This window comes from Fuscovulum blasticum DSM 2131, from assembly GCF_003034965.1.
Classification (GTDB): Bacteria; Pseudomonadota; Alphaproteobacteria; order Rhodobacterales; family Rhodobacteraceae; genus Pseudogemmobacter; species Pseudogemmobacter blasticus.
The window spans coordinates 225,537-242,020 of sequence record NZ_PZKE01000003.1 but is presented as its reverse complement, the minus strand read 5'-3'; the positions used below and the strand labels follow the sequence as shown (position 1 = coordinate 242,020).

18 protein-coding genes are annotated in these 16,484 nt (G+C 65.8%); 8 read left to right on the top strand and 10 right to left on the bottom strand.

Annotation, left to right across the window (positions count from 1 at the left end; all coding sequences use genetic code 11):
- Position 1: 1 nt before the first annotated feature.
- From C5F44_RS04925 to C5F44_RS04905, 5 genes are all read right to left on the bottom strand, one after another.
- Positions 2-838, bottom strand: coding sequence for a DMT family transporter (locus C5F44_RS04925; protein WP_107672384.1), 837 nt, complete (start codon positions 836-838; stop codon positions 2-4).
- A 243-nt stretch (positions 839-1,081) separates the two neighbouring features.
- Positions 1,082-1,528, bottom strand: coding sequence for a methylated-DNA--[protein]-cysteine S-methyltransferase (locus C5F44_RS04920; RefSeq protein WP_235822513.1), 447 nt, complete (start codon positions 1,526-1,528; stop codon positions 1,082-1,084).
- Complete coding sequence (locus tag C5F44_RS04915) at positions 1,525-2,109, bottom strand: DUF1176 domain-containing protein (RefSeq protein WP_181318184.1); 585 nt, start codon at positions 2,107-2,109, stop codon at positions 1,525-1,527. The genes C5F44_RS04920 and C5F44_RS04915 overlap by 4 nt, the downstream gene beginning before the upstream one ends.
- A 67-nt stretch (positions 2,110-2,176) precedes the next feature.
- The gene (locus tag C5F44_RS04910; RefSeq protein WP_107672382.1) at positions 2,177-3,172 is read right to left on the bottom strand and encodes a P1 family peptidase; all 996 of its coding nucleotides are present in this window, start codon (positions 3,170-3,172) and stop codon (positions 2,177-2,179) included.
- The gene (locus C5F44_RS04905; RefSeq protein ID WP_107672381.1) at positions 3,156-4,061 is read right to left on the bottom strand and encodes a LysR family transcriptional regulator; all 906 of its coding nucleotides are present in this window, start codon (positions 4,059-4,061) and stop codon (positions 3,156-3,158) included. Before C5F44_RS04905 ends, C5F44_RS04910 begins: the two co-directional genes overlap by 17 nt.
- A gap of 99 nt (positions 4,062-4,160) precedes the next feature.
- Here C5F44_RS04905 and C5F44_RS04900 point away from each other — a divergent pair, with 99 nt between their 5' ends.
- Positions 4,161-4,364 (top strand): DUF1127 domain-containing protein, encoded by a 204-nt coding sequence (locus C5F44_RS04900; RefSeq protein WP_107672380.1) that lies wholly within the window; start codon positions 4,161-4,163, stop codon positions 4,362-4,364.
- Between the two features lie 63 nt (positions 4,365-4,427).
- On the opposite strand, the gene ileS is transcribed toward C5F44_RS04900, so the two are convergent.
- The gene (gene ileS / locus C5F44_RS04895; RefSeq protein ID WP_107672379.1) at positions 4,428-7,346 is read right to left on the bottom strand and encodes an isoleucine--tRNA ligase; all 2,919 of its coding nucleotides are present in this window, start codon (positions 7,344-7,346) and stop codon (positions 4,428-4,430) included.
- A 230-nt stretch (positions 7,347-7,576) separates the two neighbouring features.
- Here ileS and C5F44_RS04890 point away from each other — a divergent pair, with 230 nt between their 5' ends.
- The 3 genes from C5F44_RS04890 to C5F44_RS04880 are packed head-to-tail and all read left to right on the top strand — an operon-like array spanning position 7,577 to position 9,260.
- Positions 7,577-8,440 carry a hypothetical protein gene (locus C5F44_RS04890; RefSeq protein WP_107672378.1) on the top strand — a complete coding sequence of 288 codons (864 nt, stop codon included), beginning with the start codon at positions 7,577-7,579 and terminating at the stop codon, positions 8,438-8,440.
- A gap of 47 nt (positions 8,441-8,487) precedes the next feature.
- Positions 8,488-8,856: a DUF2237 family protein gene (locus C5F44_RS04885; RefSeq protein ID WP_107672452.1), complete on the top strand. Its 369-nt coding sequence runs from the start codon at positions 8,488-8,490 to the stop codon at positions 8,854-8,856.
- Between the two features lie 11 nt (positions 8,857-8,867).
- The gene (locus tag C5F44_RS04880; RefSeq protein ID WP_107672377.1) at positions 8,868-9,260 is read left to right on the top strand and encodes a group III truncated hemoglobin; all 393 of its coding nucleotides are present in this window, start codon (positions 8,868-8,870) and stop codon (positions 9,258-9,260) included.
- Here C5F44_RS04880 and C5F44_RS04875 read toward each other — a convergent pair.
- From C5F44_RS04875 to trpB, 4 genes are all read right to left on the bottom strand, one after another.
- Positions 9,249-9,776, bottom strand: a complete 528-nt coding sequence (locus C5F44_RS04875) for a helix-turn-helix transcriptional regulator (protein WP_228156822.1) — start codon at positions 9,774-9,776, stop codon at positions 9,249-9,251. The genes C5F44_RS04880 and C5F44_RS04875 overlap by 12 nt on opposite strands.
- Positions 9,777-9,797: 21 nt before the next feature.
- Entirely contained in the window at positions 9,798-10,214 is a 417-nt protein-coding gene (locus C5F44_RS04870; RefSeq protein WP_228156823.1) for a twin-arginine translocation signal domain-containing protein, read from the bottom strand.
- Positions 10,215-10,310: 96 nt separating this feature from the next.
- Complete coding sequence (locus C5F44_RS17940; RefSeq protein ID WP_181318183.1) at positions 10,311-10,793, bottom strand: PepSY domain-containing protein; 483 nt, start codon at positions 10,791-10,793, stop codon at positions 10,311-10,313.
- A 251-nt stretch (positions 10,794-11,044) separates the two neighbouring features.
- Positions 11,045-12,277: a tryptophan synthase subunit beta gene (gene trpB, locus C5F44_RS04860; protein WP_107672376.1), complete on the bottom strand. Its 1,233-nt coding sequence runs from the start codon at positions 12,275-12,277 to the stop codon at positions 11,045-11,047.
- A 235-nt stretch (positions 12,278-12,512) separates the two neighbouring features.
- Between trpB and C5F44_RS04855 the strand changes: the two genes are divergently transcribed.
- The 4 genes from C5F44_RS04855 (at position 12,513) to ihfB (ending at position 16,390) form a co-directional block, all read left to right on the top strand.
- The gene (locus C5F44_RS04855; RefSeq protein WP_107672375.1) at positions 12,513-13,112 is read left to right on the top strand and encodes a (d)CMP kinase; all 600 of its coding nucleotides are present in this window, start codon (positions 12,513-12,515) and stop codon (positions 13,110-13,112) included.
- A gap of 135 nt (positions 13,113-13,247) precedes the next feature.
- Complete coding sequence (locus C5F44_RS04850) at positions 13,248-13,880, top strand: NAD(P)H-dependent oxidoreductase (RefSeq protein WP_107672374.1); 633 nt, start codon at positions 13,248-13,250, stop codon at positions 13,878-13,880.
- Between the two features lie 148 nt (positions 13,881-14,028).
- Positions 14,029-15,777, top strand: a complete 1,749-nt coding sequence (gene rpsA / locus C5F44_RS04845) for a 30S ribosomal protein S1 (protein ID WP_228156848.1) — start codon at positions 14,029-14,031, stop codon at positions 15,775-15,777.
- 331 nt (positions 15,778-16,108) lie between these two features.
- Entirely contained in the window at positions 16,109-16,390 is a 282-nt protein-coding gene (gene ihfB / locus C5F44_RS04840) for an integration host factor subunit beta (protein WP_107672372.1), read from the top strand.
- Positions 16,391-16,484: the final 94 nt, after the last annotated feature.

Genomic DNA, 16,484 nt, shown 5'->3' with positions numbered 1-16,484 from the left:
CCTAAAGCCGCGTCAGCATGACGCCCGCCACGATCACCAGCGCCGCCAGCGCCTTTTCCGCCGTCATCTTCTCGCCAAAGGCCAGCCAGCCGATCAGCACGGCGAACAGGATCGAGGTTTCACGCAAGGCTGAGACGACCGCAATCGACGAAAAGGTCATGGCCCAGATGCTGACGGAATAGGCACCATAGCTGGCCGCACTGGCCAGCGCCCCCATCCGCCAGGCCGCCAGATTGCGCGGAATGACATCCAGCCCGCGCAACAGCACCATGCCGGTGGCAAAGAATGTGCCGTCCGCCACGAAAACCCAGGCGACATAGCCCCAGGGGCTGCCGGAAACGCGGGCCCCCAGCCCGTCGATCAGCGTATAGGTCGCCGTCGCTGCTGCGCTGCCCAGGGCAAAGGGCAGCAGCCGCCGGTTTTCGCCGCTGGAAAACACACCGCGCGCCATCAGCAGGATGCCCACCGCCAGCACCGCGATCCCGGCATATTCCCAGTCACTGACCGTATCGGACAGAAGAAACAGCCCGACCAGCGTCACGATCATCGGCGCCGCGCCGCGGGCGATGGGATAGACCCGGCTCAGATCGCCGCGGTCATAGGCATAGGTCAGGAAGAACTTGTAGAAGAAATGCGTGCAACCGGCCGCAATCACCCAGGGAATCGCCGCCGGGTCGATGGGCGGGGAAACCGCTACCACCGCCAGCCCGATCGGCACCTCGACGATGGACAGGATCACCATTCCGCCCACCTTGGACGTGCCAACCTTGATCAGCGCGTTCCACAAGGCGTGCAGGAAGGCCGCCGCCAGCACCGCCACAAAAATCCAGAAGCTCATGCCGCCCCTCGCATAACCGCCCTCAAGGCCGCGACATGCCCGCCCATGCAGACCCGACGGCTGCAGACCGCAGGCAGAAAGGCCGTGGCCAGCACGGCAGGCAGAACGATTGCGGGCAAGGAAGGGCGCGCCTGTTACAGAACCGTTACAGATAGCGCTATCCCTCTGGCCGCGCCCGCGCAAGCCCGGGCCATGGCGCCAGATCGGGCCCGCAGGTCAGGCCAGCGCACCCCGGATCGGGTGTCAGATCAGCAGCCCCGCCGCCCCTTCGTGCCGCAACAGCCAGACCTTCGATTCCACGCCCCCCGGTGCCGAGAAGCCGCCCAGCGTGTTCGCCCCCAGCACCCGATGGCAGGGAATAAGGATCGGCAGCGGATTGGCCCCGCAGGCCTGCCCCACCGCCTGCGCCGGGGCCTCAACCTGCCGCGAAAGCGCGCCATAGGTCCGCGTCTCGCCAAAGGGAATCGCCGCCATCGCGCGGCGCACCCGTTCATGCAGGCCGGCGCCCCAGTCCAGCGGCAGGTCAAACGCCTGCCGCTTTCCCGCGAAGTATTCGGCCAGTTGGCGCAGCCCCTCGGCCTCCAGCGCCGTCGGCTCGCCCTCGCCTGGCCGCCACATCAGTTCTGCAATGCGCCCGGCCGCTTCCCGCAACGACACCGGGCCAAGGGGCGTGTGCAGCGTGCCGGTCACGGGAAGGCCAGTTTCAACTGCGGTGCGATTTCGCCATCATAGCTTGCGTCCACCTCATAGCGAACCAGCACGAACCCGCCGTTCTTCAGCACCCAGGTGCCGTCCGAATAGGCATCCCCCAGGCCGCGCCACAGCGCATGTGTGGTCAGCATCCCCGTTGCCGGATCAAAACCCGCGTTGATCGCCGTGGCATCGGCACCCCAGCCGATGACGGTGATCGCCTTTACCGCACTTTCGGAATCTTCGGGGTCCACATATTCGGCCTTGATTTCGGGCCGGGCCAGCGCGACCGGCCGGATGCCGTCATATTCGGTTTTCAGCAGGAACACATCGACGCTGTTGTAGGCGCCCTGATCGCAGCGGAACTGCCACAGGATCACCTGCTCCGGCTCTCCCCATGTCACCGGCATCTTCACATCATGCCGTCGGGCGGGGCGGATCGGGCTGCCGTCTTCGGCAAAGGACGTGCAGCTTTGACCGAACGCCCCGCGAAACACCTCAACCGCCGCATCATCATCAGCATCGGCCCAGGCGGGGGTAACCGGCACAAGCAGCAGCAGGGAAAGGGCGAAACGCATCATCGCAACCTCCGGTCGGCATTGGAAATTCCGGTCATGCTGCCATGGCCGGCCCGGCAGGCCAATCCCGTCAGTCTCCAATCGCGGCCACGATTTCGGCATCACCCTGCCCCGCGTTCCAGCCCTGCATCCCGGTGGCCATGAACAGCGCGTTCAGAATTGCCTCTTCCGACGCCTCGATCGCCGCCTCGAACAGGGGCGACATCTCGTCATTGCCCATAACCGTGCCGGACGGCGGCCGTCCCGGCCCCCGCCGCTGGCTTTCGGCGGTGGAAAACGCCAGCGCATAATCGCCCGAGCCGTTGGACAAGGCCGCCCCCGTGCGGGCCAGCCCGCCAAAGGCCCGCGTTGCCAGCCGCGTCAGGTTCCGGGCGCATAGCGGCGCATCGGTTGCCAGCACCATCACGATGGAACCGTCCACATCATGCTCCGGCCGCTGCGGCAGCGGGGCACCGTCAATCCGCAGGGTGCCGCCGTAATTCGCCTGCACCAGCACGCCCAGAACATGCGGCCCCACGATCCGCGACGCCGTGCCGATGCCGCCCTTGACGCCGAAGGCCACCGTCCCGGTACCTGCGCCCACGCAGCCCTCGGCCACCGGGCCGGGGCGGGCGGCGGCCAGCGCGGCGCGGTGTTCGTCCACGGTCGGGCGGCCGGCGCGAATGTCGTTCAGCCGGGAATCGTTGGTCTCGCCCACCACCGCATTGACGCTGGTCACCCGGTCATTGCCCGGCTGTGCCAGGGTATGGGACACCAGCGCCTGAACCGCGCGCCCCACCGCCAGCGTATTGGTCAGCAGGATCGGGGTTTCCAGCTCGCCCAGTTCCTGCACCTGGCTCAGACCCGCAAACTTGCCAAAGCCGTTCAGGATGCTGACACCCGCCGGCACCCGATCACGGAACAGGTTGCCGCCATGCGGCAAAACGGCCGTGGCCCCGGTGCGGATACGGTCGCCTTCAACCAGCGTCACATGCCCCACCGCCACACCCGCCACATCGGTGATGGCGTTCAGCGGCCCGGCGGCAAACCGGCCGATCACAATTCCCTTGTCACGCGCCCGCGGCATTGCCTGCTCCCTCTGCTCTGGGGTGAAGGCTGGACAAGGGCGCAAAGGCCTCGCGCAGCATTGCCGCCATTCCTTCGATTGCCTGAGACGTGCCGCGCGGATTGCGCCGCAGGATGACACGCGCGGAATCCACGATGGGATAGCCGTCCGCTGAAGTCAGCTCGCGGCAACCCGGGGGGATGGTGCTGCGCGACAGCGGCGCGATGGCGATTCCGCTGGTCACGGCCACCCGCAAGCCCCCCGCCAGATCGCAACTCCAGGCTTGCCGCCAGACGATCCCCTGCCGGTTCAACGATTCCTCCGCGAAATCCCGGCACCAGTCCGACCGGAAGTATCCCCCGACCGGCACAGGGCGCCGCAGATGCTGCTGATGCGCGACCGAGGTCACCCAGACCGTCGGGTCGATGCAAAGATGCTCGCCCTCCTCGACATAGGACCAGTCATAGATCACGGCGAGGTCGATCTCGTCGCGCTCCAGCGCGTCCATCTGGCCTTCGGAATGGTCGCATCGGATGGAAACCTGCACCCCCTCGTGCCGCTCGTCGAAGGCAGCCAGGGCGCGCGGCAGCACACTGCCGGAATATTCGTCCGGGATGCCCACGCGCACCGGCCCGACCAGCGGCTTTTCCCGCAGCGCGATCGCCGCCTCATCCAGCAACGACACCACGCGGCGCGCGTAAGGCACCAGTTGCTCGCCCCGCGGGGTCAGGCGAACCCCCCGCGCCTGCCGGTCGAACAGCGGCTGGCCAAGGCTGTCTTCCAGCCGCTTGATCTGCAGACTGACCGCAGATTGCGTGCGCAACAGCCGCGCCGCCGCCGCAGTCACCGACCCGGTGTCGGCCACCGCCAGAAAGCTGCGCATCAGATCGCTGTCGAGCGGAGCCGTCATTGCAGACCCATGAGTTTCACCAATGCGACCCATGAAACCTATTCGTTTGTGAAATGTCAAACCTTGTGAGAAGAACAATCTCAACCAAAGGAGATCATCATGTTCCGCCGTCTTTTCGCCCACATGCAGATGCGCCGTTCGACCGCGTTCTTGCTGGCGCGCGCGGATGACCGGCTGCTTGACGATATCGGGCTTACCCGCAGCCACCTCAGCGCCATGCACATGGGGCTGGATGGCGTGACCCCGGGCCTTGCCGCCCGGCCGGTTCAACCGATTGGCTACGCACACCCTGTCGCGGGCTGATCGCGCCTTCGCGGGGCCCAGGCCAGTCAGCCTGCGCCCCGCGGTTCCTTTTATATCAAAGCGTTAACCAAGCGCCTCGTTGCACCGTTTGCAGGTGCCGGGATGCTTGTGCGTTCCGACATCCGGCAGGATCTGCCAGCAGCGCAGGCATTTCTCACCCGGCGCGCGTTCGAACACAACGCCAACCCCCGGCACATCGGGCAGGCGGAAGGCTTCCTGCGGTGCATCATCGCCCGTCAGTTGCAGGCCGCTGGTGATGCAGGTTTCGGCGAAATCCAGCGATTTCAGCGCCGCCAGAATCGCCGTATCCGCCACATGCACCACCGGCGCCGCCTCAAGGCTGGCCCCAATCACCTTGGCCGTGCGCTGCACTTCCAGCGCGCCCGTGACAACACGCCGCGCCGCACGCACGCCATCCCATTTCGCCGCAAGCGCCTCATCCCGCCAGGTGGCCGGGGTTTCGGGGAAGTCGACCAGATGCACCGAACTGCCCTCTCCGGGGCTCCGGCACAGCCAGACCTCTTCCATGGTGAACACCAGGATCGGCGCCAGCCAGGTGGTCAGGCGCTGGAACAGCAGATCCAGCACCGTCCGGCTGGCCCGCCGACGCAGACTGTCCGGTCGGTCGCAATACAGCGCATCCTTGCGGATATCGAAGTAGAAGGCCGACAGGTCGCTGGTGGCAAAGGTGAACAGCTCGGTGAACACGCCCTGGAAGTCATATTTGGCGTAGCCCTCGCGCACCACCGTATCCAGCCCCGCCAGCCGGTGCAGTACCCAGCGTTCCAGCTCGGGCATCTCATCCACCGGCAGCCGTTCGGCGGGATCAAAGTCCTTCAGCGCCCCAAGGATGAAGCGCAGCGTATTGCGCAGCCGGCGATAGCTGTCGGCCACCCCTTTCAGGATTTCCTTCCCGATCCGCAGGTCAACGGTGTAGTCGCTTTGCGCAACCCAAAGCCGCAGGATATCGGCGCCGTATTCGTCGATCACCGCCTGCGGCGCCACCGTGTTGCCCAGCGACTTGGACATTTTCATGCCCTTCTCGTCCAGCGTGAAGCCGTGGGTCAGCACCCCGCGATAGGGCGCCCGGCCCTTGGTGCCGCAGGCCTGCAACATGCTGGAATGGAACCAGCCGCGGTGCTGGTCGGTGCCTTCCAGATACAGGTCGGCGATGCCGTCTTCTGCACCATCCGGGCGGTCGCGCAGAACGAAGGCATGGGTGCTGCCGCTGTCGAACCAGACATCCAGCACATCCATGACCTGTTCATAATCGGACGGATTCACGATGCCTTCCAGCACCCGCTCCTTGAATCCTTGCACATACCAGACATCCGCGCCTTCCGCCTCGAAGGCCGCCACGATCCGGGCGTTGACCTCGGGGTTGCGCAGCAGAAAGTCCGGCGCATCCGGCCGCGCGCCCTTTTTCACGAAGCAGGTCAGCGGCACGCCCCAGGCGCGTTGCCGCGACAGCACCCAGTCGGGCCGCGCCTCGATCATCGAGTGCAGGCGGTTGCGCCCGGTGGCCGGGGTCCATTGCACAAGCTGGTTGATCGAGGTCAGCGCCCGCTTGCGGATGGTGTCGCCATAGGTCGTCATGCCATCGTCCAGCGTGCGGTCGATGGCCACGAACCATTGCGGCGTGTTGCGATAGATCAGCGGCGCCTTCGACCGCCAGGAATGGGGGTAGGAGTGTTTCAGCTTGCCCTTGGCAAACAGCGCGCCCGCATAGGCAAGCTGCTTGATGACCGACACATTCGCCGGGCCTTCCTTGCCCTCAGGCGTCAGGATCGCCTGCCCGCCAAAGATCGGCAGATCGGCGCGATAGCTGCCGTCGGCCTCGACGTTCCAGGTCATCGGCAGGCCGAATTTCACACCCATCTGATAGTCGTCATCGCCATGGCTGGGCGCGGTATGCACAAAGCCCGTGCCGGCATCGTCGGTGACATGATCGCCGGGCAGCATCGGCACGTCATAATCCCACTCGCCGTTGGCCCCCTCGATGCCACGGAACGGGTGGGCAAGGGTCAGTGCGCCCAACTCCTCGGCCGAAACGGCGCGAAGCCTGCGATACATCCCCTCGGCCAGCTTTGCCGCCGCAAAGACGCCGCCGGCCAGCTTGTCCGCCAGCAGATAGGTCGCGCCGACCACGACGTTCGACTCATCCGGTCGGCCCGTCACCTCATACAGCCCGTATTCGATGGTCGGGTTGAAGGCGACCGCCCGGTTCTGCGGAATGGTCCAGGGTGTGGTGGTCCAGATCATCGCCTGCGCGCCCGGCAGACCGCCGTCGATCACCTTGAACGGCACCCAGATCGTGTGGCTGGTATGGTCGTGGTATTCGACCTCGGCTTCGGCCAGCGCGGTCTTTTCCACGGGCGACCACATCACCGGCTTCGACCCCTGATAGAGCGTGCCGTTCATCAGGAACTTCATGAACTCGCCCGCGATCACCGCTTCGGCGTGATAGTCCATGGTCAGATAGGGGGCGTCCCATTTGCCGGTCACACCAAGGCGCTTGAACTCCTCTCGCTGCACGTCGATCCAGCCGGCGGCAAAGGCGCGACATTCCTGACGGAAGGCGACGGTATCCACCTCGTCCTTGTTCAGGCCCTTGGCGCGATACTGTTCCTCGATCTTCCATTCGATCGGCAGACCGTGGCAATCCCAGCCCGGCACATAGCGGCTGTCATGCCCCATCATCTGCTGCGAACGGACCACCATATCCTTCAGCACCTTGTTCAGCGCATGGCCGATGTGCAGGTGACCGTTGGCATAGGGGGGGCCGTCATGCAGCACGAAGGGCGGCCGCTTGCCGCCATCGGGCGCCTTCTTCTCGCGCAGGCGGTCATAGACGCCGATCTTTTCCCACCGGGCCAGCCAGTCGGGTTCGCGCTGCGGCAGACCGGCGCGCATGGGAAACTCGGTTTCGGGCAGGAAGACGGTATCGCGGTAATCGGGCGTCTGGGTCGTGTCGGAGGACATCGGATCTCTCTCGGGAATCTCGCGGACAAACAGGGATAACCCGGCGGCTGAACCGTTCAGCCCGCCGGGCCGCTAATTCGCAGAAGGCCCGTCCCGCATTGCATGGGCTGCCTTATAGGGGCTGGCACCGGGCGGGTCCAGTGCGCGCGATGGATCGGCTTTTCCCGACTGGACAGAACCGCCGTGCGCGCCGATCAATCGTCCGCAGAAACGGTGGACAGGGGGCCTGAATGCGGCAGCGAATCTGGATCGGACTGGGGGCGGCGGCCCTTGCAGCCACGGGCGCGGTCGCAGGCCCCGGTGCCCCGCGCGTTGCCAGCCAGGTCTCCGGCCTGACCATCGTTGCGTTGGACCGCCTGCCCGCGGCCCCCGCCGCAGGCGAGGACCGGACCTATTGCACACATCTTCTGGTCGAGACCCTGACCACCCCGGCAGGTCGGGCCGTGCAGGACAAGGGCTGGGGCGTGACCGGAGAGGTTGCGCTGACCGCCGGCCTGACGGCGGTCAGCTTCGTGGGCACCTATGCTGCCGCCACCAGCGGAACCTGCGAATTGTCGGACGGCAATGTCGGCCTCTTTGCCGGCGACCGGCTGGTCGCACTGATCTACGCCACCGAATCCGGCACCAGTACGCTTGCCTATGTGCAGCCCTTCGGCAGCCAGGGCGGGGCCCGGCTCTTGTCGGGCGACGTTGTGCCCTCTACCGAGGCCGACCTTCGCGCGCTTGACCTGGGCGCTGCTGGCCAGGGCATCCTGGTAACGCCGCCCGCGCTGGAAGAACACCTCTGCCAGGATGCGGCAACCGTGCCCCTGATCGACGGCCTGCCGATCGACCTTGCGCGCGCGCTTCTGGTTCAGGCGGGCTGGCAAGCAGCCCCCGCCGCCGGGGCCCAGCGATCACCGGGCCAGGCGCAGGATCTTGCCGCCGCCGGCTTCCCCGAAGTCGAGGATTGCTCGGGCACCGGCTTCGGCTTTTGTGCCTACAGCTACACCGGCCCGGCCGGGCAGCTCAGCGTCACAACGATGGGCGAGATGGGCGAAGACGGCAGCCTGCCCATCGTTGCGGGGTCCAGCGTGACCTGCACCACGCCCTGATCCCGGCCTGCATGGACAGACCGCTGTGCGCGCGGCATGATGGGGGCATGAAGGAACCCTCGCTCAATGTCCACGGCGGCCCGCTGGAGCCCTGCTCGACCCGGCCCCTGACCGGGTTTTTCCGTGATGGCTGCTGCAACACCGGCCCGATGGACCGGGGCCTGCATACCGTCTGTGTCAAGATGACGGCCGAATTCCTGGCGCTGTCGAAATACCTTGGCAATGACCTGTCGACGCCCCGCCCGGAATATGGATTCGCCGGTCTGAAGCCCGGCGATCAGTGGTGCCTGTGCGCCAGCCGCTTCCTTCAGGCCCATGAAGAAGGCGCCGCGCCCCAGGTGCGCCTTGCCGCCACCCATCAGAACACGCTGCACATCGTTCCGCTTGAGGTGTTGCAGCTTTACGCTGCCGACTGACGGCCCCCCGGATGATTCCGCCGCGCTTTGCCGTGACCGAAGACCAGATCGCCGCCGTGGTTGCCGAGTTTTACACCTGTGTGCGCCAACACCCCGGCCTTGGCCCGGTGTTTGCCGCCCATGTGCAGGACTGGCCCGCGCATGAGGCAAAGATCACCCGGTTCTGGAAGAACGCCATCCTGTTCGACCGCGGCTATGACGGCAACCCGCTGGCGGTACACCGCGCCGCGGGCGATGTGCGCATCCCGATGTTCGATGTCTGGCTTGGCCTGTTCGACAGCGTGCTGCGCCGCGAACTGCCGTCCGAGACTGCTGCTGCCTGGTCGGCGCTGGTGCATCGGATCGGCCGCGGCCTTGTGTTCGGCCTGGGTCAGGCCGAAGGGGCGCCGCCCTCACTTCGCTGAAAGCCCGCCCGCCCCCGTCATCGGCCGGATCGCGCCATCGTCCCGCATCAGGTCTTCGATGAAAAGGCTCAGAAGCTGTGACCGCCCGCTTACGCCGGCCTTGCGGTAGATCGCCGCCGTCTGCGCCTTGACCGTGCCCTCGCTGGTGCTGCGCAGTCCGGCAATCTCGGCCGTGCTCATCCCTTTGATCGCAAACAGCGCCACATCCCGTTCGGCCGCGGTCAGCCCCCATTCGTCAAAGCGTTCCGCCAGCAGCTCCATGAACGCACCCGAGGCCCGGCGCAGCTTTTCCTCTGCCCGGCGCTGGTCCCGCCGCGCCCGAAGCAGCGCAAGACCGCCAAGACCCAACCCGGCAATCAGACCCAAGGCCGCCGCCACCTCCAGCAGTTCGCGCCATTCCCATGGCATCGGCCGGACCGGGATACCCAGAACAGAGGTCAGGATGTCGAACACGAAGAACAGCGCGCACAGAAACTGCGCGATGAACAGCAGCAGAAGCGGCCAGCTTCGCCTCACCTGCGCCCCCCGGCGGCGGTCTCAGTCGTCATCACCCTCTCCTTCACCGCCACCGCTGCCCCCGCCGCCGTGACCCGAGTGATCGTCATCACCGCTGTCGTCATCGCCTCCGTCATCATCATTGCCGTCATCGTCTTTGCTGTCGTCATCACCCCCCAGAAGATCGCCGCCTGCTGCGCCGCTCCGGCCATCGCGGGTGGTCAGGTCGCGCAGGATCTCGCCTGTGGCGGGATTGATGATGATCTCGCGCAGCCCGCGCGGCCCATGCGCCTGAATCCGCGCCCGGCCCAGCCAGGTGCGGGAGACGGTGATGTCACGATAGCCCCGTCGTTCAAGCTGGCGAACGATGCCCGTCACCACGTCCTGGGCCAAGGCCGGCCCAACCGGCAACAGGGCCAGTGTCGCGGCGGACAGGGCAAGGAAACCTCTGCGGTTCATCCGTGATCTCCGGGGCCGACTTGCCCGCTGACGGCGATCTTCGCCCAAGGGGGGCACCCCGGCAAGGCCGGGATGCCGCTGAAGAACAGCGTGGCGTCAGTCGTCATCGCCGCCGTGGTCGTCGCCGCCGGCACCATTGCCGCTGCCGCCACCGCCGTGATCGTCGTCCCCGCCATCATCATCGTGATCATCCCCGTGGTCATCGCCACTGTCGTGGTCGCTGCCATCATCGTCACTGGCACCATCATCACCCTCATCATCCCCTTCGTCCCGCGATTCGAAATCGCGCGACCGTTCGCTCACCTCGACACCTGTCCGCGCCTGTTCGCGGGCCGAAGCCACCTCGACCTCGCGGTCGATCACCGCGCCGGTTTCGGTGTCGATCACCACTTCAACCTTCTCGGTTCCCTTGACCGCCTCGACCTTGATCTGGGTCGGCCCCTTCTTCACCTCGATCCAACTGTAACCATCGGCCTGGAACTGGCTGACCACCTGGTCGGTCGTCACCGCCGCAAGGGCCGCCGAACCTGACAGCACCAGAACCGCCGTCACCATCTTCAGCTTTGTCCGCATCTTCATCCCTCATGCCTCCTGTGATGGGGCGCCGCCCGACAGGGACGCTGCGCCAAGGGTGCCGCACCAACCGGCGACACGGCCAGCAAAGGGCATGACGAACGGCCCGAACATTCGTCTGCGGATTATTCTGGCGCAATCGGCCTTTGGTTTGCACGCATAAACCCGGGTTTATGCGGCGCTGACAGCAGGCCATAGAAAAGGCCCCGCAGCCTGCGCTGCGGGGCCTTTGCCCGGATCCGGCTGCGGACGCGGGATCAGATCTTCATGTCAAAGCCCAGGTGACGGGCCACGGTGAAGATGTCCTTGTCGCCCCGGCCGCACATGTTCATCACGATGATATGGTCCTTGGGCAGCGTCGGCGCGATCTTCATCACATGGGCCAGCGCATGGCTCGGCTCCAGCGCGGGAATGATCCCTTCCAGCTTGCAGCACAATTGGAACGCCTCCAGCGCCTCTGCATCGGTGATGCTGACATATTGAGCCCGGCCGATGTCATGCAGCCAGGCGTGTTCGGGGCCGATGCCCGGATAATCCAGCCCCGCGCTGATCGAGAAGCCTTCCAGGATCTGCCCGTCCCCATCCTGCAACAGATAGGTGCGGTTGCCGTGCAGCACGCCGGGGCGCCCGCCGGTCAGGCTGGCGCAATGCTGCATCCGGTCGTCCACGCCCTTGCCGCCGGCCTCGACCCCGATGATGTTCACCGACGGATCGTCAAGGAACGGGTAGAACAGACCCATCGCGTTCGACCCGCCGCCAATGGCCGCGACCACCGTGTCGGGCAGCCGCCCCTCGCCTTCCTGCTCGGCCAGTTGCCAGCGCACTTCCTTGCCGATGATCGACTGGAAGTCGCGCACCATCGCCGGATAGGGATGCGGCCCGGCCACCGTGCCGATGCAGTAGAAGGTATCGCGCACATTGGTCACCCAATCGCGCAGCGCATCGTTCATCGCGTCCTTCAGCGTGCCGCGACCCGAGGTGACCGGAATCACCTCTGCCCCCAGAAGCCGCATACGGAACACGTTGGGCGCCTGGCGTTCCACATCATGCGCGCCCATGTAGACCACGCATTTCAGCCCGAACTTGGCGCAGACCGTCGCCGTTGCGACCCCGTGCTGGCCGGCCCCGGTTTCCGCGATGATCCGGGTCTTGCCCATCCGGCGGGCCAGGATGATCTGGCCCAGCACGTTGTTGATCTTGTGCGCGCCGGTGTGGTTCAGCTCGTCGCGCTTGAGATAGATCTTCGCCCCGCCCAGATGCTCGGTCAGCCGCGGCGCGTAATACAGCGGCGACGGCCGGCCGACATAGTGCTTCCACAGGTCGTCCATCTCGGCCCAGAAGGTTGGGTCGGTCTTGGCATGTTCATAGCGGGCCTCTAGCTCAAGGATCAGCGGCATCAGCGTCTCGCTGACGAACCGGCCACCAAACAGGCCAAAGCGCCCGGCCTCATCCGGCCCCGTCATGAAGCTGTTCACACCGTCTTCGGCCATGGCGCTCTCCTTGCGTGCAGACCCAAGCGGTGTAGCGCCCTTCCCGGCGCGGGGAAAGGGGGCGCTGCCCCCGTCTTCGCTGGCGCGAAGCCTCCCCCGGGATATTTGAGGACAGATGAAAGGGCATGGTTCTCTGCGCACGGCCTGGCGGATTTGACGGAACAGGGCCGCCGGGCGTAAGGAGCGGCGGCGGGGTCGGTTTCCGGGCCGCGACACGGGGCTGGGACGACAGGCGATGATCTTCACGGTGGCGATTGACGGGCCGGCGGCAGCAGGCAAGGGCACGCTCAGCCGGGCTGTGGCGGCACGCTTCGGCTTTGCCCATCTCGACACCGGGGCGCTTTATCGTGCGGTCGGCGCCAAGGGCGGCGATCCGGTGGCCGCCGCGCGGTCGCTGACCGCGGCCGATCTGGCGCGCGACGATCTGCGCAGCCTTGCCGCGGGCCAGGCCGCCAGCCGGGTGGCGGTGATCCCCGAGGTGCGGGCCGCGCTGCTGGAGTTTCAACGTCGTTTTGCGCGGGCCGAGGGCGGCGCGGTGCTGGACGGGCGCGACATCGGCACGGTGATCTGCCCCGAGGCCGAGGTGAAGCTGTATGTCACCGCCAGCCCCGAGGTGCGGGCGCACCGGCGCTGGCTGGAACTGGGCGGCGACGAGGCCGAGGTTCTGGCCCAGGTGCGTGAACGCGACGCCCGTGACATGGGCCGTGCCGAGGCCCCGCTAAAACCCGCTGCCGATGCGCTGGTGATCGACACCAGCGCCCTGAGCATCGACGCCGCCGTTGCGCAGGCGATTGCGGCGGTGGCGGCCCGGCTGGACCGCGCAGCGGCGGGCTAAGGCCCGCCAGCCAGGCACAGCCCCATTTCTGCACATCCGCTGTGCACTCATGGCTCTGTCCAACCCCTTCCCTGCGGGTGCATTTCCCCCATGTAACGGATGATGCCGCACTGCGGCACATGAAAGGGATTGCAGATGCTGAACGAAAAACTGAACTGGCGCTATGCCACCAAGAAGATGGACCCCTCGCGTGCCGTGCCGCAAGCGAAGGTGGACCGCATCCTTGAGGCGGTGCAACTGGCACCCACTTCCAGCGGGTTGCAGCCCTTCGAGGTGATCGTGGTGACCAACCCCGAGGTGAAGGCGAAGCTGCGCGCCGCGGCCTGGGATCAGGCGCAGATCACCGATGGCAGCCATGTTCTGGTGTTTGCCGCCTGGGACAACTACACCGCCGAGCGGATCGACGCCGTGGTCGCCGAGACCGGCCGCCAGCGCGGCGGCGTGACCGAAGCCCTGACCGGATACTACGACCGGCTGAAGGGCATGTATCTGCCGCGCAGCGCCGAAGAAAACTACCAGCACGCCGCCCGTCAGGCCTATATCGCCTTTGGCATCGCGGTTACGGCCGCCGCCTTTGAAGAGGTGGACGCCACCCCGATGGAAGGCTTCGATCCGGCGCAGGTGGACGAGATCCTTGGCCTGCGGGCGCGCGGTCTTCGGTCGGTCACGCTGCTGCCCCTGGGCTATCGTGCCGCCGAGGGCGACTGGCTTCAGGGCCAGAAGAAGGTGCGCAAGCCGCTGAACGAACTGGTGCACAACGTCGCCTGAAGGCGGCTTTTACCCACAAAACAAGGCGCGGCCCGGGCAAAGGGGCCGCGCTTTTGCTTGCCTGCGGGGGCGCTTGGCGCTATAGGCCCGCCATCCCGAGACGAAAGTCGCGCAGCGCCGGAAAACCGGACGGCCGCGCGATTTCGCAATTCGGGGCCATCAAAGACCTGCGGAGCCAACCGCACGGCCGGAAAACCATGAAAAGGATCAACTGCATATGTGCGCTAAAAACGCTATGGACGAATTCGAAGCCCTTCTGAAAGAGAGCTTCGAGATTGACACCCCCGAAGAGGGCACGGTTGTCAAAGGCAAGGTCATCGCCGTCGAGGCGGGCCAGGCCATCATCGACGTTGGCTACAAGATGGAAGGCCGCGTCGACCTCAAGGAATTCGCGAACCCCGGTGAGCAGCCCAACATCAACGTGGGCGACACCGTCGAGGTTTATCTCGACCGCGTCGAGAACGCCCGTGGCGAAGCCGTCATCTCGCGCGAAAAGGCGCGTCGTGAGGAAGCCTGGGATCGTCTGGAAAAGGCCTATGCCAGCGAACAGCGCGTCGAAGGCGCGATCTTTGGCCGGGTCAAGGGTGGCTTCACCGTCGATCTGGGCGGTGCCGTTGCCTTCCTGCCGGGCAGCCAGGTCGACGTGCGCCCCGTGCGCGATGCCGGCCCGCTGATGGGCATGAAGCAGCCGTTCCAGATTCTGAAGATGGACCGTCGCCGCGGCAATATCGTGGTGTCGCGCCGTGCGATCCTGGAAGAAAGCCGCGCCGAACAGCGCGCCGAAGTCATCGGCAACCTGACCGAAGGTCAAGTTGTGGACGGCGTGGTCAAGAACATCACCGAATACGGTGCCTTCGTTGACCTGGGCGGCGTTGACGGCCTGCTGCATGTGACCGACATGGCCTGGCGCCGTGTGAACCATCCGTCGGAAATCCTGGCGATCGGCGAGACCATCAAGGTTCAGGTCATCAAGATCAACAAGGAAACCCACCGCATCAGCCTCGGCATGAAGCAGTTGCAGTCGGACCCGTGGGATGCGGTCGAAAAGGCCTATCCGATCAACTCGGTCCACAAGGGCCGCGTGACCAACATCACCGACTACGGCGCATTCGTCGAACTGGAAGCGGGCGTCGAAGGTCTGGTCCACGTTTCGGAAATGTCCTGGACCAAGAAGAACGTGCACCCCGGCAAGATCGTCTCGACCTCGCAAGAGGTGGACGTCATGGTTCTGGAAATCGACAGCGCCAAGCGCCGCGTGTCGCTGGGCCTGAAGCAGACCCAACGCAACCCGTGGGAAGTGTTCGCCGAGAACCATCCGGTGAACTCGACCATCGAAGGCGAAGTGAAGAACATCACCGAATTCGGTCTGTTCGTCGGCCTCGACAACGACATCGACGGCATGGTCCACCTTTCGGACCTGTCGTGGGACAAGCGTGGCGAGGAAGCCATCCAGTCCTACCGCAAGGGCGATGTGGTGCAGGCGGTCGTCTCGGAAGTCGACATCGAGAAGGAACGCATCTCGCTGTCCATCAAGGCGCTGTCGGATGATTCGTTCACCGACGCGGTTGACGGCGTGAAGCGCGGCTCGATCATCACCGTCGCGGTCACCGCGATCGAGGATGGCGGCATCGAGGTGGAATACAACGGCGCCAAGTCGTTCATCCGCCGTTCCGATCTGAGCCGTGACCGTGGCGACCAGCGCCCCGAGCGGTTCCAGGTGGGCGACAAGATCGACGTCCGCGTGACCAACATCGACCCCAAGACCCGCAAGCTGGGTCTGTCGATCAAGGCGCGCGAGATCGCGGAAGAGAAGGAAGCCGTCGAACAGTACGGGTCGTCCGATTCGGGCGCCTCGCTGGGCGACATCCTGGGTGCCGCGCTCAAGGGCGAGAAGTGATCGGAGACGATCGCCGTCCGGCGTTGCCGGGCACAATCTGACAGCAGGGAAGGCCGGGCAATGCCCCGGCCTTTTCCTTTTTCCGCAGGCGAATCGCCCCGGGGCGGCGGGGGCACAGCGGCCAGCGCGGGGCCATGCGGCCGGGCTGCGGGCCCTGCCCGGCTGGCGATTGCCCCCCAAACCGCCCCCCGCACCGCCATGAGTTCCCTGCGCCCTGCCCGCAAGCCCCCGTTTTCATTTGTCAGTCGACAATTCTTGCTTCTATAGTCCCTGACAAGAACATCGTGGCGGCCGCCGCAGACGGGGCTGAACCACCTGGGGGGACGAACGGATGATCCGGTCTGAACTGATTCAGAAGATCGCGGATGAGAATCCTCATCTGACGCAGCGCCATGTCGAGCGGATCGTCAACACGGTGTTCGATGAAATCATCGAGGCCCTGGCGCGCGGGGACCGGGTGGAACTGCGCGGCTTCGGGGCCTTTTCCGTCAAGGCGCGCGATGCCCGGCTGGGCCGCAACCCGCGCACCGGCGAATCCGTGCAGGTCGAGGACAAGAAGGTTCCCTTCTTCAAGACCGGCAAGCTGCTGCGGGACCGCCTGAACGGCAAATGACCTGCGGCACAGGCGCACGACCCGCAAGCGCGGGTTGCGCGTGGACGCGAAGCAGCCGATAGTCCGGGCACCAAACAGCTTCCCGGTGACTTGC